Raw genomic sequence first — 16,045 nt, forward strand, 5'->3', positions numbered from 1 at the left:
GATCCGTCCCGGTGCAAAGCCGGAACGGCCGGCACCGGTCAAGCGCAGGTTTCTTTGCAGCGCCGAAAAGAAAAGCTCTACAGTTCGGTCACCGAGGCGCCGACATTGCGCCCGCGGGCGATGACGAAGCGCAGGCGGCCCGGCCGTTCCAGGGACGCGACCAGCGCCTCCGCCTCCCGCTGCGAGGGCAGCAGCGCGAAGCCGGTCGGCCCCCAGGAACTCTGACCGTAGCCCGGCACGCCCATGGCCGCGATGGCGCCCAGCGCCTCGGCCACGGCCGGGCTCGCGAAGCGTCCCCCCTGGTGCGGGGCGAAATGATCGCCGACGCGCTTCTGGATCTCGGTGATGCCGGCCCCGAAGCCGTCCGGCTCGGCGGTCGCGGCGGCCGGCAGCACCTGCATCAGCACGATCCTGCAGATCTCGGCAGCCCCGGCCGCCGCGAAGGGCGGCAGGTCGCGGAACGCCTCCGTCTCCCGCGAGCCATGCACCCCGGTCATGGCTTCGTCGAGGATCAGCACGATCCGCCAGTCGTCCGGGTAGGGCAGCCGGGCGATCACGGGAGGCGGCGCGCCGGAATCGTCGCGGCCCCCGTCCACGATCAGGCCGCCCTCGGTGAAGGCGGCGAGCCCGACCCCGGAACGGTTGCCGCGGTCGAGCACGTCGGCGAAATCGGCCGGTGCGAAGGGGCATCGGTTGAGGCGGGCCAGGGCGGCGGCGACCGCCAGCGCGACCTGCGTGCCCGAGCCGAAGCCGGCATGGGGCGGGATCGTCTCCTCGACCTCCACCGCCACGTTGTCCGGCACGTCGAGATAGGAGGCCGCCGCGAGCAGGTTCGCGCGCACGCGCTCGGCCTCCGGGCCATGGGCGGAGACGCGCTTGGCGGGGCGGGCGACGAGCTGCACGGCCGGCGCGTCGAGGGCCAGCCCGATGCTGCCGAAGCGGCGTCCGAGACCACCGTTGAGATCGAGGAAGCCGAAATGCAGGCGCGCGGGGGCACGGACCCGGATGCCGGCTCCGGCGGGCTGCGCGGTCGTGCTCACGGTCTGACCCGTCGGTTGCGGGACCTCGGCCACGGTCTTTCCCTTCCGCCAACGCCTCCGGCCGGCGGAGACGCGCCCCTCGGGGCGGCCGGCTTGTCCCATGTGGCGGCGCCCGGGACAACCTCGTCCGCGCGCATCGGCGCGGGAGCCGATCCCGGCCGCCGGCCCGCGAAATCCTCGGCGCAAACTTCGCCGGGGGCTTGCGGCCTCCTGCACAGGAATGCAAAACCAGCCCGCTCCCTTTGCGGAGCCGGTCCGAGCCCCTGCCCTCGAACCCGAACCGGGTTTTCGAAGTCATCGAGGCTCCACCAGGAGTGCCCGCGGCGCTCTTCGGACATGACCGTCTTTCGCCCCGCCCCGGCGCGGGGATGCCCGAAGAAACGACGGCGAGACGGCGAGGAAGCATGGCAGCCTGGGTGAAGGGAGGCGCGGCGGATGTGGACGCGGCGGTCGAGGCCGCCGTCGATCTGCTCGCCGCGGCACGCGTGCCGGTGCTGGCGGGCCTGAGCGCCGAAGTCTCCGCGCTGCGCGCCGCCTATCGTCTCGCCGAAACGCTCGGCGCCTCGCTCGACCCGGTTTCCGGCCCCGGCGTCTACGCCGAACTCGGCGCGCTCAGCGCGGGCGGCGTCATGACCACGACCCGCGCCGAGACGATCGGCCGGGCCGACGTGGTGCTGGTCCTCGGCAATCGCCCCTGGGACGGCGACCTGATCGGAGAGATCGCCGCCGCTGCCCCGAGCCGCGGTCGCGCGGCGGGCGCCGAGCGCGCCCTGCTCTCGCTCGGCGGTCCGCAGAACGGCGCGATCCGCCACGTCGCCTACGCAGCCGAAGCCGGAGGCCTTGCCCTCTCGCTCGGGCATCTGCGCGCCTTCGCCAAGGGCCACCTCGCGGGCGAGGCCGCCTATGCCGACCTCGCCAAGCGCCTGTTCGCCGCGCAGTACGGCGTCGTCGTCTACGACCCGGAGGAGGTCGGTGAACTCGGCGTGGAGATGCTCCAGGGCCTGATCCGCGACCTCAACGAAACCACCCGCTTCTTCGCGCTCGCGCTCGCCGACCCGTTCCAGGGCCGGGCGACCGTGCAACTCTCCGCCTGGACCACGGGTCAGGCGCCCCGCGTCGGTTTCGGCCGACATCAGCCGGAGCACGATCCCTGGCGCTTCGACAGCGCCCGCCAGATCGCCGCGGGCGAGGCCGACGCCGCCCTGTGGCTCGCCTCCCTGCCCGCCCCGCGCCCCGCATGGCTCGGCAGCCTGCCGACGATCGCCATCGTCGGCGAGGGCTCTCAGGAGGCCGCGGGCGAGACGGCGGAGGTCGTCATCACCGTGGGCGTGCCCGGCCAGAGCGTCGGCGGCGCCCTCTGGAACGAGCGGCGCGGCGTCATCGCCTATGCCGAGCCCAAAGATCCGTCGAAGACCGCCGAAGCGCTGACCGCGTCGGGCGTGCTCGCCCGCATCCGCGACCGCCTCATCGAGAAAGGTGTCTCATGCTGACCCGCATCCACGGCGGACGGGTCGTCGATCCGACGGCCGGGCGCGACGCCATCGGCGACGTCTGGATCGAGGATGGCCGCGTCGTCGCCCCGAGCGAGCGCGCCCCCGACCAAACCATCGACGCCACGGGCTGCGTGGTGATGGCCGGCGGCGTCGAGGTTCACTCGCACATCGCCGGCGGCAACGTGGTGATGAGCCGCCTGCTGCTGCCCGACCTCTACGTCAGCGAGTCCGCTCCCAACGGCCACCCCTTCGCCCATGCCGGCGGCTCGGGAAGCTGGATCGGCGCCAACTATGCGCGGATGGGCTACACCACCGCGGTCGAGCCGGCGCTGCCGCCGTCGAACGCGCTCGCGACCCATCTCGAACTCGCCGACATCCCCCTGCTCGACCGCGGCGGCCTGGCCGTGCTCGGCAACGACGACCACCTGCTGCAGGTGCTGCGCGACGGCGAGGGCAAACAGGCTGTCCGCGATCTCGTGCAGCAGACGCTGGCCCATTCGCGGGGGCTGGGCGTCAAGTGCATCAACGCGGGCGGCGCCTCGGCCTTCAAGGACGGCGTGCTCAAGCTCAGCCTCGACGACGAGATCCCCTGCTACGGGCTCTCGACGCGAAAGATCATGTCGGCCCTGCTCGACGCGGTGGAAGAGATCGGTGTGCCGCACCCGCTGCACGTCCACTGCAACAATCTCGGCCTGCCCGGCGCCGACGACTCGCTCGTCGCGACGCTGGAGGCGGCCGAAGGCCGGCGCATCCACTTCGCCCACGCCCAGTTCTACGCCTACGGCGTGGTCGACCCCGAGAACCCGATGACGGGCGGCTTCCGCTCGGCGGCCGAGCGCATCAACGCGGCGATGGAGGAGCACCCCAACGCGACCTACGACGTGGGTCAGGTGGTGTTCGGCCAGACGGTGACGATCTCGCTCGACATCCTGCGCCAGTTCGGCGGCCGCAAGGGCGCCAAGCCGAAGAAGTGGGTGCTGACGGCGGGCGATGCCGAGGGCGGCGGCGTGGTGCCGTTCCTCTACCGGCCGCGCGGCCCCGTCTCGTCCCTGCAATGGGCGATCGGCCTCGAACTGATGCTGCTCTCGAGCAACCCCGAGCGCACCATCCTGACGACCGATCACCCGAACGGCGGCGTCTTCACCGAGTATCCGCGCATCATCCACCTGCTGATGGATGCCGAGGAGCGCGCCAAGGAAATCGCGACGCTGCCGGCCATCGTCGGCGAACGCTCCGGCCTGCCGAAGATCGAGCGCGAGTACACGTTCAGCGAGATCGCGCAGCTCACCCGCTCGGGTCCGGCCAAGCTCCTCGGCCTGACCGATCGCGGCCACCTGCGCGAGGGTGCCAAGGCCGACGTCGCGATCTACCGCGACGACCGCGACCGCACGGCGATGTTCAGCCATGCCAAGCTGGTGCTGAAGGACGGCCACAAAATCGTCGAGGACGGCGAAGTCGTCGCTTGGTTCTCGGGCAAGACGCTCAGCCTCGACGTCGAGGCCGATGCGGGCATGGAAAAGCGCGCCGAGAGCTACCTGCAGGACCGCTTCGGCGCCGGGCTCGACACCTTCGCGGTGCCGGACGCCGCCTTCCCGGAGAAGACCGGGACGTTCGAAGACGTGGCGTGCCGGGCGTGATGGGCGAGGGTGATGGGACGAAATCGATGAGCGACCTCATCCTCAACGGCATCAAGGTCGAGGACACCTTCGCCGAGGCCTTCGACGTGGCGGGGACCGCGATCATTGTCACCAACGACACGCCGAAATGGGCGATGATCGCGGCGACGGTGATGACGGGCTTCGCCACCTCGGTGATCGGCTGCGGCGCCGAGGCCGGCATCGACGCCGAGCTGTCTCCCGAGGAAACGCCGGACGGACGCCCGGGCGTGCGCATCCTGCTGTTCGGCTTCGAGCCGAACGGGCTGAAGGACCAGCTCCTCAAGCGCGTCGGCCAGTGCATCCTCACCTGCCCCGGCACCGCCTGCTTTGCCGGCGTCGAGGGGCCGACCAAGATCAAGCTCGGCGGCGCGATCCGCTATTTCGGCGACGGCTTCGCGGTCGCCAAGCGCCTGCCCGACCCTGAGGGCAAGATGCGCCGCTACTGGCGCATCCCCGTCATGGACGGCGAGTTCCTGTGCGAGGATTCGGTGCGCGCGGTGGATGGCGCGGTCGGCGGCGGCAACCTGCTGTTCCTCGGCAGCAAGCACGCCGACACGCTCGTCGTCGCCGAGATCGCCGTCGAGGCGGCCAAGGCCGTGCCCGGCGCGATCCTGCCCTTCCCCGGCGGCATCGTCCGCTCCGGCTCGAAGGTCGGCGGGCGCACCAAGGGCATGATGGCCTCGACCAACGACGCCTACTGCCCGACGCTCAAAGGCCGGGCCGGCTCGGCCCTGCCGCCCGAATGCGGCGTGGTGCTGGAGATCGTCATCGACGCGCTGACGTCCGCGGCCGTCGCCGAGTCGATGCGCGCGGCGCTCCACGCCGCCACCGAGATCGGCGCCAAGCACGGGCTCGTGGCCGTCACCGCCGGCAATTACGGCGGCAATCTCGGCCGGCACCACTACCACCTCCGCGACCTGCTGGAGAAACCCGCCGCATGAGGACTCAACGATGAGCACGCTGAGACTGCGCGGTGATCTGCCGGAGCGGGTCGACCTTCTCAACATCACCCCCCTCGCCCTGAGCGGATTGTCCGAGGCCGAGGCGGGCCGGCTCGCCATCGGCACCAGCCGCCGCGGCCTGACCCTCGGCGACGTGTTCGCGATCCGGCTCGACGGCTCCGACAGCCTCGTGATCGAGGGCGGCTCGTCCCGGCTCGACCGGGTCGGCGCGGCCCTGTCCGAGGGCTCGATCCGGGTCGAGGGCGATGTCGGCCAGCGCCTCGGTGAGGGCATGGCAGGCGGCGCACTCACGGTGACGGGCTCCGCCGGCCCCTTTGCGGCCACCAGCGCCACCGGCGGCACGATCACGATCCAGGGCGATGCCGGCGACCACGCGGGCGGCGCGGTCTACGCCGCCAAGGCCGGGCTCGACGGGGCCACGCTCGTGATCGAGGGCAAGGCGGGCGACCATCTCGGCGACCGCATGCGCCGCGGCATGATCCTGGCCGGTTCCGCCGGGGCCTTCGCGGCCTCCCGCATGATTGCGGGTACGATTCTCGTCTCCGGCGCGCTCGGCGACCATCCGGGCTACGGCATGCGCCGCGGCACGCTGATCGCCGGGAGCCACGGCGCGCTGCTGCCGACCTTCGTCGAGACCGGCACGCCGGATCTGGTCTTCACCCGGCTGCTGGCCCAGAGCCTCAAGCGCCTCGGCGCGCCGCAGGCCGGCCTGCTCGGCGGGACGCTCCGGCGCTACTCGGGAGATCTGGCGACGCTCGGCAAGGGCGAGATGTTCGTGCCGGCCTGATTCGGCAGGATTTTTCCGGTTTGGCACGGCAGGTCGCAGGAAAATGACTTGCCGGCCTGCTGTTTCCTCCCACCTTGCCTCGGACCGAGGCGCACGGCACCGACCCGGACGGGCCGCCGCGCCCTCCTCACGCCGAGGTCGCGCGCATGTTCCTGCTCCTGTCCGTCTGCCTGATCGCCCAGCCGGCGAAGTGCCACGACGAGCGGATCAACCTGAACTACGACAATCCGAACCCCTTCCTGTGTCTGCGCAATTCGCAGAGCACGCTCGCGGCGTGGCAGGAGGAGCATCCGGACTATCACGTGAAGAGCTGGCGCTGCGCCCCGAAGAGCAGCCTGCCCAACGACCTGTAGGCCGGGTCCGGAGCCGGCTCGGAATCCCTTGAGGCCCCGCCCCGGCGGTGACATGGTCCGGCTGCCGGTCCCGCGGCGGAGACGGAGATCATGCGCTCGCTGAAAGCCCGGTTTGCCCTGCTGCTCGGCGGCACGGCCCTGCTCGCGCTGCTGGCGGCGGCCGGCGTGCTCTGGTCGATCCGGCTCACCGAGAACGTCATCGACCGCACGCTCGCGGCCCAGCACCGGATGGAGCTTCTCGCCGAACTCTCCGGCCGGCTCGCGCAGTACGGGTTCGCCGCCATCGAGAGCGTCGGCAACCCGGACGCGCCGCCCGAAGCGCTCTCCGTGACCCGCGACCGGGTCGATCAGGCGCTGACCCAGGTCGACGACGCCATCGGCAGCGGCATGGCCCTGAGCAGCCGCCTGGAGGACCGCATCCAGTACGTCGCCCGCACCCGGCCGCTCGCCAAGGTGCGCGCCGCCCGGGCGATGCTCGACCGGCAGGTCACCCTGGTGCGGCGGGAAACCGATCCCGACCGGCGCAAGACGGCGATGCAGGGCGCTCTCAACGCCTTCGGCGCCATGACGGGCCCCCCGCTCTCCCTGCTGATCGAGGCGGAGCGGCGCAGCATGAATGCGGGCTCGGAGGATGCCCGCAGCCTGTCGCAGCGGCTCACCGCCGTGTCCCTGGCCGCCGTGGCGCTGGCGCTCGCCTTCGTGGCGGTGCTCTACCGCTCGGTCACGCGGCCGACCCTGGCGCGGATCGAGGAGATCCGCCGGGCCGCCGGCGCCGTCGGCAGCGGCGCGCTCGACACCCGGCTCTCGGTCGAGACCCGCGACGAGCTCGGGCTCCTGGTGGCGAACTTCAACCGGATGGCGGCGCGGCTCGCCCGCCGCGAGGGGCGGCTCGCCGCCGACCGGGCCGCCCTGGAGGATACGGTCCAGGCCCGCACCGCCGACCTGCGCGCCGCCAACGCGCGGCTGGAGATGGTGGACCGCTCGCGCCGCCGCTTCTTCGCCGATGTCAGCCACGAGCTGCGCACGCCGCTCACCGTCATCCTCGGCGAGTGCGACCTCGCCCAGAGGTCGGCGGAGCGCGCGGGCGGCCGGGCCGTCGATCACGGGCCCGTCTTCGCCACCATCCGCAAGCGGGCGCAGCGGCTCAAGCGGCGGGTGGAGGATCTCCTGCGCGTGGCCCGCTCGGAATCCGGCCAGATCGAACTCGACCGGCGCAGCGTGAGCGCGGTTGCGGTGCTCGGCGACGCCGTGGACAGCGCGGGCTCCGAGGCGGCCCGCCGCCGGGTCGAGCTGAGCCTGGAGCCCGGTGACCGCGACATCGAGATCAGCGCCGACCCGGAATGGCTGCGTCAGGTCGTCGAGAGCCTGATCGACAACGCCCTGCGCCACGCCACCGGCCTGACCCGCATCGTCGTCTCCCTGAGCGGGCGCGGCTCGGCGCAGGGCAGCCGCGCCCGGATCGTGATCGAGGACGACGGTCCCGGCTTCCCCGAGGAGGGCGAGGGGCTGTTCGAGCGCTTCCGCCGCGAGGCCCGGCCCGGGGAGGCCGGGTTCGGCATCGGTTTGGCCCTGGCGCGCTGGGTCGTTGAGCGCCATGATGGCGCGATCAGCCTCGGTCGGGCCGAGCATGGCGGCGCGCGGGTGGTTCTCGACCTGCCCGCGCTCGATGACGGCGCCGTGCCGGAACGGAACGAGGCGGGACAGGAGAGGATCGCCGCCGCATGACGACGCGCGTACTGATCGTCGAGGATGACATCGACATCCGCGGCATTCTGGCTCGTGGGCTGGAGGCGGAAGGCTTCTCCGTCGGCGTGGCCGGCCGGGTCGAGGACGCGCTGAGCGCCGCCCGGGACGAGGCCCCGGAGGCGGTGGTGCTCGACATCACCCTGCCCGACGGCTCGGGCCACGACGTCTGCCGCTCCCTGCGCGAAGGGGGCTATCCCGGCGCGATCCTATTCCTGAGCGCCCGCGACGAGGTGCGCGACCGGGCCGAGGGGCTGGCGCTCGGCGCCGACGACTACATCGTCAAGCCCTTCGTCTTCGACGAGCTTCTGGCCCGGCTCCAGGTGCATCTGCTCCGGCGGCGGGAGGCGGACACCCCGCGCACCGTCTTCACGGCAGGCCGCCTGACCCTCGACGTCAACATCCGTCAGGTCAGCTTCGGCGAGGCCTCCGCCCGGCTCACCCCGCGGGAGGCGGAACTGCTCGCCCTGCTGATGCAGGAGGTCAACCGCCCGATCTCGCGCGGCGAGATCTTCGATCGGCTCTGGGCGAGCCAGGGCGGCCTCTCGCTCAACGTGGTCGATGTCTATGTCGGCTATCTCCGCTCGAAGCTCTCCGACTTCGTGCGCCTGGGCGGGCCCGTGATCGTCACGGTGCGTGGCAAGGGTTTTATGCTCGACCTGCGCGGCCAGGATTTCCGCCACTGAAGAGAAATTCGAGAGCAGAGTCTTCACGGCATCGAATGCGTGCTCGTCCCGACGCCCTTCGTCGTCGCACCCGAAAGACCAGTTTTCGCTCAAGCCAGAAGAGAACGCACGTCCGAGCGTAACAGCCTGAAACTCCGGGCCATCCGCCGAGAGCCGGCTCGGAGAAAGCCTCGTGCGCCGCGTTGCGGCGGCATCACACGAGCCCGCACAGGCTTCATTGGAGCTTCCCAAGCCTGCAGCCGGTGCTGCAGTAAAATGTATTTTATTAATTTCGCCAGCATAGGTTTTCGCGGACAAGCCGCGACTGCCTGCGAGGGGCGATGACGATCAAGACCCGTTTGGTGGGCCTTATCACTCTGCTCAGCCTGATAATTTTTGTCTTCGCCGGCCATGGCAGCTTCGATGCATGGAGAGAGTCGGAGAAGGCGCGCTACGCTCAGCAACTCGCCGGCTTGGTCTCGACCCTGACCCGCGGCATGCACGGCCTGCGCTACGAGCGCGGCGCCACGACCTCGGCCCTGGCTCTCGAACCGGACAATCTCGGCGCCAACCTCGCCGACATGACGGCCCGCCGGAAGGCCGTCGACGGTTCGCTGTCCTCCGCGGGTGAACTCGTCTCCGCCACCGGCCTGGATCTGAAGGCCGTCAGCGCGCGCTACGAGGATCTGCGCCGCACCCGCGCCGAGGCCGACGCCGCCCTCGCCAAGCCGGTCGCGGAGCGCGACAAGGCCCTCTCGCGCCGGATGGCCGAGCAGTCCGTCGCCCTGCTGCGGGCGATCGAAACGCTCATCACCACGACCGAGATGCGCCTGCGGCAGGCCGATCCCCGCATGTCCAACCTGCTCCGGGCACGCGACCTGTCCTGGACGACCCGGAACCTGGCCGGCGACGCCACGCTGATCGTCATCGACGTGCTGGCTCAGGACAAGCTGATCTCGGCCGCGCAGGCGACGGAATACGCGGCGCTCGACCGGGAGACGAAATTCGTCTTCCAGCTCGTGCAGACCATCGCGGAGGGCGAAGCCGGGGCGGCCTCGCTCAAGGCGGCGATCAAGGCCGCGCAGACGAGCTATTTCGATGGGGTTCTGGCGGAGCGCACGCGTGCGGTGAACCCGGCCCTGGCGGATCGCTCGCTCGCGCGTCCCGGCGTGGCCGCCTACCGCAAGCAGTTCAATGTCGGGCTCGACGCCCTGGCGGACGTCGTCCTCGTCACCGTCGCCGAACTCGACGACATGGCGCAGATCACGGCCGAGGACGCTCGGCAGAAGCTTCTGCTGCAGGGTCTCCTGAGCGCGCTGGCGCTGGCCCTCGCCGTCGGCGGCGTGGTCTGGGTGGTGCGCGGCGTCACGAACCCCCTCGTCGCCATGACCGGCATCATGACCCGGCTCGCCGACGGCGATGCCGGCCTCGACATCCCCTTCCGTCGGCGGCGCGACGAGATCGGCGCGATGGCCGGGACCGTCCAGGTGTTCAAGGAGAACCTGCTGCGCACCCGCGCACTGGAACAGGAGAGCGCGGCGGCGCGGGCTTCCGCCGAGGAGCAGCGCAAGGTCGGCATGCGCAAGATGGCCGACGCCTTCGAGGCCGCCGTCGGCGGCGTCCTGACCGAGGTTTCGGGCTCGGCGACGCAGCTGGAAGCGACGGCCCGAAGCATGAGCACCATCGCCAGCCAGACCGCGAGCCAGTCGTCCAACGTCGCGGTGGCCGCCGATCAGGCGGCGGCGAATGTCGGCATGGTCGCGGCGGCTGCCGAGCAACTCGGCGCCTCCGTCCTCGAGATCGGGCGGCAGGTCGACGGGTCGGCCCATCTCGCCCGCGTCGTGGTGACGGAGGCCGACGCGACGGCCGAACTGGTGAACGCCCTCAAGGACGGCGCGACCCGCATCAACGACGTCGTCGGGATGATCGCCAGCATCGCCGGGCAGACGAACCTGCTCGCGCTCAACGCCACCATCGAGGCGGCCCGCGCGGGCGAGGCCGGCCGCGGCTTCGCCGTGGTCGCAGCCGAGGTCAAGGAACTCGCCTCCCAGACCGCGCGGGCGACCGAGGAGATCTCCCAGCAGATCGCGAAGATCCAGGGATCGACGGACGAGGCCGTGCAGGCGGTCATCTCCATCACCGACCGCATCCGCGAGATTTCAGGCCTGACGACCTCGATCGCGGCGGCGGTGGAGGAGCAGGGCGCGGCGACCCAGGAGATCGTGCGCAACGTCGCCCAGGCGGCCCAGGGCACCGGCGAGGTGACCACGAACATCGCCCGCGTCGCGGGGACCGTCGAGGAGACCGGGGCGGCTTCGAGCCAAGTGCTCGCCTCGGCCACCCAGCTCGCGCGGCAATCGGATCATCTCGGCCAGGAGGTGGCCCGCTTCCTGGGAACGGTGCGCGCCGCCTGATCCGGGCCACACAGACCCCGCCGCCGCCCCGCGGCGGGGTCCGTGAAATCGAACGCCGCCGCAAGGGCTCGACCGCGCGGCGGCGTTCGCGTCTTGAGTGGGCTCCGGCCGGAGGCGGATCGACGCACCCCGCGTCCTCACGCCCGCGCCGCGAGCCGAAGAACGACCAAAGTCCATGGTCGTGCTCACGCGAACTTGGGAGGAAACGGCAAGGTAGCTCTTGCGGGGGGCGCCCAAATTGGCGATATACCTCCGGCGCACGAAAACGAGTGCGCCGTCAGCATCTTACGATCTTCTTAAGGAAGTGGATCGTGGGCTTCCGGCGTTCCATAAAGTCGAGGAGAGACACCATGAAGTGGGCTGCCCCCATCGTTTCCGAGATCTGCGTCGGCATGGAAGTCACGAGCTACGAGTCGGCCGAGATCGACACCTTCAACTAAGGTGTTTCGAGCCGGGCCGCAGGGCGCAGACATCAGCGGGTTCTCACCATGCATGTCGTGATCCTCGGTTCGGCCGCGGGCGGCGGCGTTCCGCAATGGAACTGCCGCTGCTCCATCTGTTCGCTGGCCTGGGCCGGCGACGCTAGGGTCAAGCCGCGCACGCAGTCGAGCCTCGCGGTCTCCCCCGACGGGGAACGCTGGCTCTTGCTGAACGCCTCGCCCGACATCCGCCAGCAGATCCAGGCCAATCCGCAGATGCATCCGCGCGAGGGCCTGCGCCACTCGCCGATCCACGCGGTGCTGCTGACGAACGGTGACGTCGATCACGTTGCGGGCCTGCTGACGCTGCGCGAGGGCCAGCCCTTCACGCTCTACGCCACGCCCGGCATCCTGACCTCCGTCTCGGACAACCGCGTCTTCGACGTGATGGCCGCCGACGTGGTGAAGCGGCGGACCATCGCCCTCGACGAGACCTTCGAGCCGGTGCCCGGCCTCTCCATCACGCTGTTCGCGGTACCCGGCAAGGTGCCGCTCTGGCTGGAGGACGCCTCCATGGAGATCGGTGCGGAGACCGAGACCACCGTCGGCACGATGATCGAGGCGGGGGGCAAACGCCTCGCCTACATTCCCGGCTGCGCCCGGGTGACCGAGGATCTGAAGGCCCGCGTCGCGGGCGTCGATGCGCTCCTGTTCGACGGCACGGTGCTGGAGGACGACGACATGATCCGCGCGGGCGTCGGCACCAAGACCGGCTGGCGCATGGGCCATATCCAGATGAACGGCGAGACGGGTTCGATCGCCTCCTTCGAGAGCGTCGAGATCGGCCGGCGGGTCTTCGTCCACATCAACAACACCAACCCGGTCCTGGTCGAGGATTCGCCCGAGCGCGCGGGCGTCGAGGCCCGCGGCTGGACGGTCGCCCATGACGGCCTGACCCTCGACCTCTGAGCGGGTCGGAGCCCAGGATACGCCGCGGCGCCGACACCCGGCCTGGCAATTTAATGCCGGACCCAATATCTTTTGCACGATACAATCGTGCGGTGGGCGTACTGTCCGTCACGCGGGCCGCACCCCATCTCGAAAAAGCTCCAGGAAACGCGACCAAAGTCGGGGAAACCGAACGCCATGACCGCCCAATTCCCGCCCCCCGTCGGAGAAGCCGAGCAGCGCCTGCTGAGCCACGAGGAACTGGAGGCGGCCCTGCGCGACATCGGCGCCCGCCGCTACCACAACCTGCACCCGTTCCACCGCCTGCTGCACGACGGCAAGCTGAACAAGGATCAGGTCCGGGCCTGGGCGCTCAACCGCTACTATTACCAGGCGATGATCCCGGTGAAGGACGCCGCACTGCTGGCCCGCCTGCCGGACGCGCAGCTGCGCCGGATCTGGCGCCAGCGCATCGTCGATCACGACGGCGACCACGAGGGCGACGGCGGCATCGAGCGCTGGCTGAAGCTGGCGGAAGGCGTTGGCTTCGCGCGCGACTACGTCCTCTCGACCAACGGCATCCTCTCGGCGACGCGGTTCTCGGTCGATGCCTACGTGCACTTCGTCTCCGAGCGCAGCCTGCTCGAGGCCATCGCCTCCTCGCTGACCGAAATGTTCTCGCCGACCATCATCTCGGAGCGCGTCGCCGGGATGCTGAAGAACTACGACTTCATCACCAAGGAGACGCTCGCCTATTTCGACAAACGCCTCACCCAGGCCCCGCGCGACGCCGACTTCGCCCTCGACTACGTCAAGCGCCACGCCACCACGCCGGAGATGCAGCGCGCCGCCATGGCTGCGCTGACCTTCAAGTGCAACGTGCTCTGGACGCAACTCGACGCGCTGTACTTCGCCTACGTGGCGCCGGGCATGATCCCTCCGGATGCGTGGCAGCCGGGCGAGGGCCTCGTTCCCGAGGCAAGCCCTGCCGCGGCACCGACCGGTGCGCCGGCCGCCTTCTCGGGTGGCGACGTGCCGCGCCTGCCCCGCGGCGTGCGCCTGCGTTACGATGAGGTGCGCTCCAAGCACGTGCTGCTCGCGCCCGAGCGCACCTTCGACCTCGACGACAACGCCGTCGCGGTCCTCAAGCTCGTCGACGGCCAAGCCTCGGTCTCGCAGATCGCCCGCACGCTGGGTCAGACCTACGACGCCGATCCGGCCGTCATCGAGGCCGACATCCTCGTGATGCTGGCCGACCTCGCGCAAAAAAGGGTTCTGGAGCGATGAATGCACCGACCCCCGCCCCCTCCCCCGCGGAGGTGATTCCGGCGCCCGTGGGTCTGCTCGCCGAGCTGACCCACCGCTGCCCGCTGCGCTGTCCCTACTGCTCGAACCCGCTGGAGCTCGACCGGCGCTCGGCCGAGCTCGACACGGCGACGTGGCTGCGGGTGCTGACGGAGGCGGCGGGGCTCGGCGTGCTGCACGTCCACCTCTCGGGCGGCGAGCCGACCGCCCGTAACGACATCGTCGAGATCACGGCCAAATGCGCCGAACTCGGCCTCTACTCGAACCTAATCACCTCCGGTGTCGGCGGGGCGCTGGCCAAGCTCGACGCGCTCTACGATGCCGGGCTCGATCACGTGCAGCTCTCGGTGCAGGGGGTCGATGCGGCGAACGCCGAGAAGATCGGCGGCCTGAAGAACGCCCAACCCCAAAAAATGCAGTTCGCGGCGCGCGTCACCGCACTCGGTCTGCCGCTGACGCTGAATTCGGTGATCCACCGCGGCAACATCCACGAGGTGCCGGGCTTCATCGATCTCGCGGTCAAACTCGGGGCCAAGCGGCTCGAGGTGGCCCACACCCAGTATTACGGCTGGGCCTACGTGAACCGCGCCTCGCTGATGCCGGACAAGCGGCAGGTGGACGAGTCGATCCGCATCGTCGAGGCCGCCCGCGAGCGCCTCAAGGGTCAACTCGTCATCGACCTCGTAGTGCCGGACTACTACGCCAAGTACCCCAAGGCCTGCGCGGGCGGCTGGGGCCGCAAGCTCATGAACGTGACGCCCCAGGGCAAGGTCCTGCCCTGCCACGCCGCCGAAACGATTCCGGGCCTCGAATTCTGGTATGTCGGCGACCACTCCCTGGGCGACATCTGGACCCAGTCACCGGCCTTCGCCGCCTATCGCGGCACGTCCTGGATGAAGGAGCCCTGCCGCTCCTGCGACCGGCGCGAGAAGGATTGGGGCGGCTGCCGCTGTCAGGCGCTCGCTCTGACGGGGGATGCCGCCAACACCGACCCGGCCTGCTCCCTTTCGCCGCTGCACGGGAAAATGCGGGATCTTGCCAAGGAAGAGGCTGCCGAGACACCGCCTGACTATATATACCGCAGCATCGGGACGAATGTGCAAAACCCGCTGAACGAAAAGGCACCCCTTTGAGACGGATGACGCTGGCGGTCGCCCTTGCGGCGGCTCTCTCGACCACGTTTCTCGCGCCCCTCCCCCTCGCCTGGGCGGCGTCGGACAGCGGGCCCGCTCCGGCCGCCAAGGATGCCGCCCAAGGCACTGCCCAAGGCACCACCCAAGACACCGCCAAGGCGGCTGCGGCGCCGAGTGCCGGCGACCTGCTGTTCGAGCAGCCGCAGATGAAGAACACGACGCCCGGCAGCACCCTGACCTACGATTACCTGCGCCGCAGCGGCATCGTGAAGGGGCCCTACGGCCCGCCGCTCAACGACGCGATCAAGCTGACCGTCGAACCGGGCAAGAGCGCCGAGAGCCGCGACATCCGCGTGCAGATGTTCTCGGGCGGCTACCGCGTGCCGGCCGGTCCTTTCCAGGACATGCCGGGCAACCCGGTCCTGAGCCTGTTTCTGGAGAACCACCTGAAGGGCTTGGCGAGCCTGCTCGAGGCCAACCCGCGCTACATCAAGAACGCGATCCGCAAGGGTCTGCGCGAGAAATCGACGGTCACGCCGGTCCAGGTCGATTTCAAGGGCCGCAAGGTCGAGGGCTGGCGGGTCGAGATGAAGCCCTTCGAGGGCGACGCGCAGACCGAGCGGATGCGCGGTTTCGAGGCCCTCACCTACACCTTCGTCACCTCGCCGGAGGTGCCGGGCGAGATCGTCTCGATCGAGGCCCGTGCCCTGAAGCCGGACGGCGGCGAACTTCTCGAAGAGAGACTGGACTATGACCAGAAGGATTCCTGAGGCGCTTCTCGCCGCCCTCGTGGCCGCGGCGGTGATCGCTGCGCCCGCGCGCGCCGAGGAGAACGACTATCCGACGGATGCGCGCGCCGATTACGTGTTCGGCTGCATGGCGGCCAATGGCCAGACCCGCGAGGCGCTGGAGAAGTGCTCCTGCTCCCTCGACGCGCTCGCTTCGATCCTTCCTTACGACAAGTACGTGCAGGCGAGCACCATCCTCTCGATGCGCCAAGGCATCGGCCAGCGCACCACGGCGTTCAAGTCGACCAAGATGTTCGACGATCGGGTGGCCGACTTGCGCCGCGCCCAGGCCGAGGCGGAGATCCGCTGCTATCGCGGCGCATCCTGAGGTTTTCCG

Annotated in this window: 15 protein-coding genes; 14 read left to right on the forward strand and 1 reads right to left on the reverse strand. The window is 70.2% G+C overall.

Annotation, left to right across the window (positions count from 1 at the left end; translation table 11 throughout):
- Positions 1 to 77 precede the first annotated feature (77 nt).
- Positions 78 to 1,040 (reverse strand): beta-ribofuranosylaminobenzene 5'-phosphate synthase family protein, encoded by a 963-nt coding sequence (locus ACPCJR_RS10915; RefSeq protein WP_391512281.1) that lies wholly within the window; start codon positions 1,038 to 1,040, stop codon positions 78 to 80.
- Positions 1,041 to 1,444: 404 nt separating this feature from the next.
- Here ACPCJR_RS10915 and ACPCJR_RS10920 point away from each other — a divergent pair, with 404 nt between their 5' ends.
- From ACPCJR_RS10920 to ACPCJR_RS10985, 14 genes are all read left to right on the forward strand, one after another.
- Positions 1,445 to 2,530, forward strand: a complete 1,086-nt coding sequence (locus tag ACPCJR_RS10920; protein ID WP_391512280.1) for a formyltransferase — start codon at positions 1,445 to 1,447, stop codon at positions 2,528 to 2,530.
- On the forward strand, positions 2,524 to 4,170 hold the full coding sequence (locus ACPCJR_RS10925) for a formylmethanofuran dehydrogenase subunit A (protein WP_391512279.1): 1,647 nt from the start codon (positions 2,524 to 2,526) through the stop codon (positions 4,168 to 4,170). Before ACPCJR_RS10920 ends, ACPCJR_RS10925 begins: the two co-directional genes overlap by 7 nt.
- 26 nt (positions 4,171 to 4,196) lie before the next feature.
- Positions 4,197 to 5,132, forward strand: coding sequence for a formylmethanofuran--tetrahydromethanopterin N-formyltransferase (gene fhcD, locus ACPCJR_RS10930; RefSeq protein ID WP_391512278.1), 936 nt, complete (start codon positions 4,197 to 4,199; stop codon positions 5,130 to 5,132).
- A gap of 10 nt (positions 5,133 to 5,142) precedes the next feature.
- Positions 5,143 to 5,940, forward strand: coding sequence for a formylmethanofuran dehydrogenase subunit C (locus tag ACPCJR_RS10935; protein WP_391512277.1), 798 nt, complete (start codon positions 5,143 to 5,145; stop codon positions 5,938 to 5,940).
- 146 nt (positions 5,941 to 6,086) lie between these two features.
- Positions 6,087 to 6,293 carry a hypothetical protein gene (locus ACPCJR_RS10940; RefSeq protein WP_391512276.1) on the forward strand — a complete coding sequence of 69 codons (207 nt, stop codon included), beginning with the start codon at positions 6,087 to 6,089 and terminating at the stop codon, positions 6,291 to 6,293.
- A gap of 90 nt (positions 6,294 to 6,383) precedes the next feature.
- Entirely contained in the window at positions 6,384 to 8,018 is a 1,635-nt protein-coding gene (locus tag ACPCJR_RS10945; protein WP_391512275.1) for a sensor histidine kinase, read from the forward strand.
- The gene (locus ACPCJR_RS10950) at positions 8,015 to 8,722 is read left to right on the forward strand and encodes a response regulator transcription factor (protein WP_003597598.1); all 708 of its coding nucleotides are present in this window, start codon (positions 8,015 to 8,017) and stop codon (positions 8,720 to 8,722) included. Before ACPCJR_RS10945 ends, ACPCJR_RS10950 begins: the two co-directional genes overlap by 4 nt.
- Positions 8,723 to 9,042: 320 nt before the next feature.
- Positions 9,043 to 11,115 (forward strand): methyl-accepting chemotaxis protein, encoded by a 2,073-nt coding sequence (locus ACPCJR_RS10955; protein ID WP_391512274.1) that lies wholly within the window; start codon positions 9,043 to 9,045, stop codon positions 11,113 to 11,115.
- Between the two features lie 350 nt (positions 11,116 to 11,465).
- Positions 11,466 to 11,555: a pyrroloquinoline quinone precursor peptide PqqA gene (gene pqqA / locus ACPCJR_RS10960; protein WP_012317526.1), complete on the forward strand. Its 90-nt coding sequence runs from the start codon at positions 11,466 to 11,468 to the stop codon at positions 11,553 to 11,555.
- Positions 11,556 to 11,603: 48 nt separating this feature from the next.
- A complete protein-coding gene (pqqB, locus tag ACPCJR_RS10965; protein ID WP_391512273.1) occupies positions 11,604 to 12,503 on the forward strand; it encodes a pyrroloquinoline quinone biosynthesis protein PqqB in 900 nt (299 codons plus the stop codon).
- 177 nt (positions 12,504 to 12,680) lie between these two features.
- Positions 12,681 to 13,769 carry a pyrroloquinoline-quinone synthase PqqC gene (gene pqqC, locus ACPCJR_RS10970; protein ID WP_391512272.1) on the forward strand — a complete coding sequence of 363 codons (1,089 nt, stop codon included), beginning with the start codon at positions 12,681 to 12,683 and terminating at the stop codon, positions 13,767 to 13,769.
- Positions 13,766 to 14,920 (forward strand): pyrroloquinoline quinone biosynthesis protein PqqE, encoded by a 1,155-nt coding sequence (gene pqqE, locus ACPCJR_RS10975; RefSeq protein WP_391512271.1) that lies wholly within the window; start codon positions 13,766 to 13,768, stop codon positions 14,918 to 14,920. The genes pqqC and pqqE overlap by 4 nt, the downstream gene beginning before the upstream one ends.
- Positions 14,917 to 15,690, forward strand: a complete 774-nt coding sequence (locus tag ACPCJR_RS10980; RefSeq protein ID WP_391512270.1) for a hypothetical protein — start codon at positions 14,917 to 14,919, stop codon at positions 15,688 to 15,690. The genes pqqE and ACPCJR_RS10980 overlap by 4 nt, the downstream gene beginning before the upstream one ends.
- Positions 15,671 to 16,036, forward strand: a complete 366-nt coding sequence (locus ACPCJR_RS10985; RefSeq protein ID WP_110353740.1) for a hypothetical protein — start codon at positions 15,671 to 15,673, stop codon at positions 16,034 to 16,036. Before ACPCJR_RS10980 ends, ACPCJR_RS10985 begins: the two co-directional genes overlap by 20 nt.
- The last annotated feature ends 9 nt before the right edge of the window (positions 16,037 to 16,045 follow it).

The organism is Methylobacterium sp. NPDC097929, from assembly GCF_049543375.1.
Lineage (GTDB): Bacteria > Pseudomonadota > Alphaproteobacteria > Rhizobiales > Beijerinckiaceae > Methylobacterium.

What these genes read in the sequence shown, in the direction of transcription:
- ACPCJR_RS10920 (WP_391512280.1), top strand. Translation starts at nt 1,445, where the DNA reads ATGGCAGCCTGGGTGAAGGGAGGCGCGGCGGATGTGGACGCGGCGGTC.
- ACPCJR_RS10925 (WP_391512279.1), top strand. Translation starts at nt 2,524, where the DNA reads ATGCTGACCCGCATCCACGGCGGACGGGTCGTCGATCCGACGGCCGGG.
- fhcD (WP_391512278.1), top strand. Translation starts at nt 4,197, where the DNA reads ATGAGCGACCTCATCCTCAACGGCATCAAGGTCGAGGACACCTTCGCC.
- ACPCJR_RS10935 (WP_391512277.1), top strand. Translation starts at nt 5,143, where the DNA reads ATGAGCACGCTGAGACTGCGCGGTGATCTGCCGGAGCGGGTCGACCTT.
- ACPCJR_RS10940 (WP_391512276.1), top strand. Translation starts at nt 6,087, where the DNA reads ATGTTCCTGCTCCTGTCCGTCTGCCTGATCGCCCAGCCGGCGAAGTGC.
- ACPCJR_RS10945 (WP_391512275.1), top strand. Translation starts at nt 6,384, where the DNA reads ATGCGCTCGCTGAAAGCCCGGTTTGCCCTGCTGCTCGGCGGCACGGCC.
- ACPCJR_RS10950 (WP_003597598.1), top strand. Translation starts at nt 8,015, where the DNA reads ATGACGACGCGCGTACTGATCGTCGAGGATGACATCGACATCCGCGGC.
- ACPCJR_RS10955 (WP_391512274.1), top strand. Translation starts at nt 9,043, where the DNA reads ATGACGATCAAGACCCGTTTGGTGGGCCTTATCACTCTGCTCAGCCTG.
- pqqA (WP_012317526.1), top strand. Translation starts at nt 11,466, where the DNA reads ATGAAGTGGGCTGCCCCCATCGTTTCCGAGATCTGCGTCGGCATGGAA.
- pqqB (WP_391512273.1), top strand. Translation starts at nt 11,604, where the DNA reads ATGCATGTCGTGATCCTCGGTTCGGCCGCGGGCGGCGGCGTTCCGCAA.
- pqqC (WP_391512272.1), top strand. Translation starts at nt 12,681, where the DNA reads ATGACCGCCCAATTCCCGCCCCCCGTCGGAGAAGCCGAGCAGCGCCTG.
- pqqE (WP_391512271.1), top strand. Translation starts at nt 13,766, where the DNA reads ATGAATGCACCGACCCCCGCCCCCTCCCCCGCGGAGGTGATTCCGGCG.
- ACPCJR_RS10985 (WP_110353740.1), top strand. Translation starts at nt 15,671, where the DNA reads ATGACCAGAAGGATTCCTGAGGCGCTTCTCGCCGCCCTCGTGGCCGCG.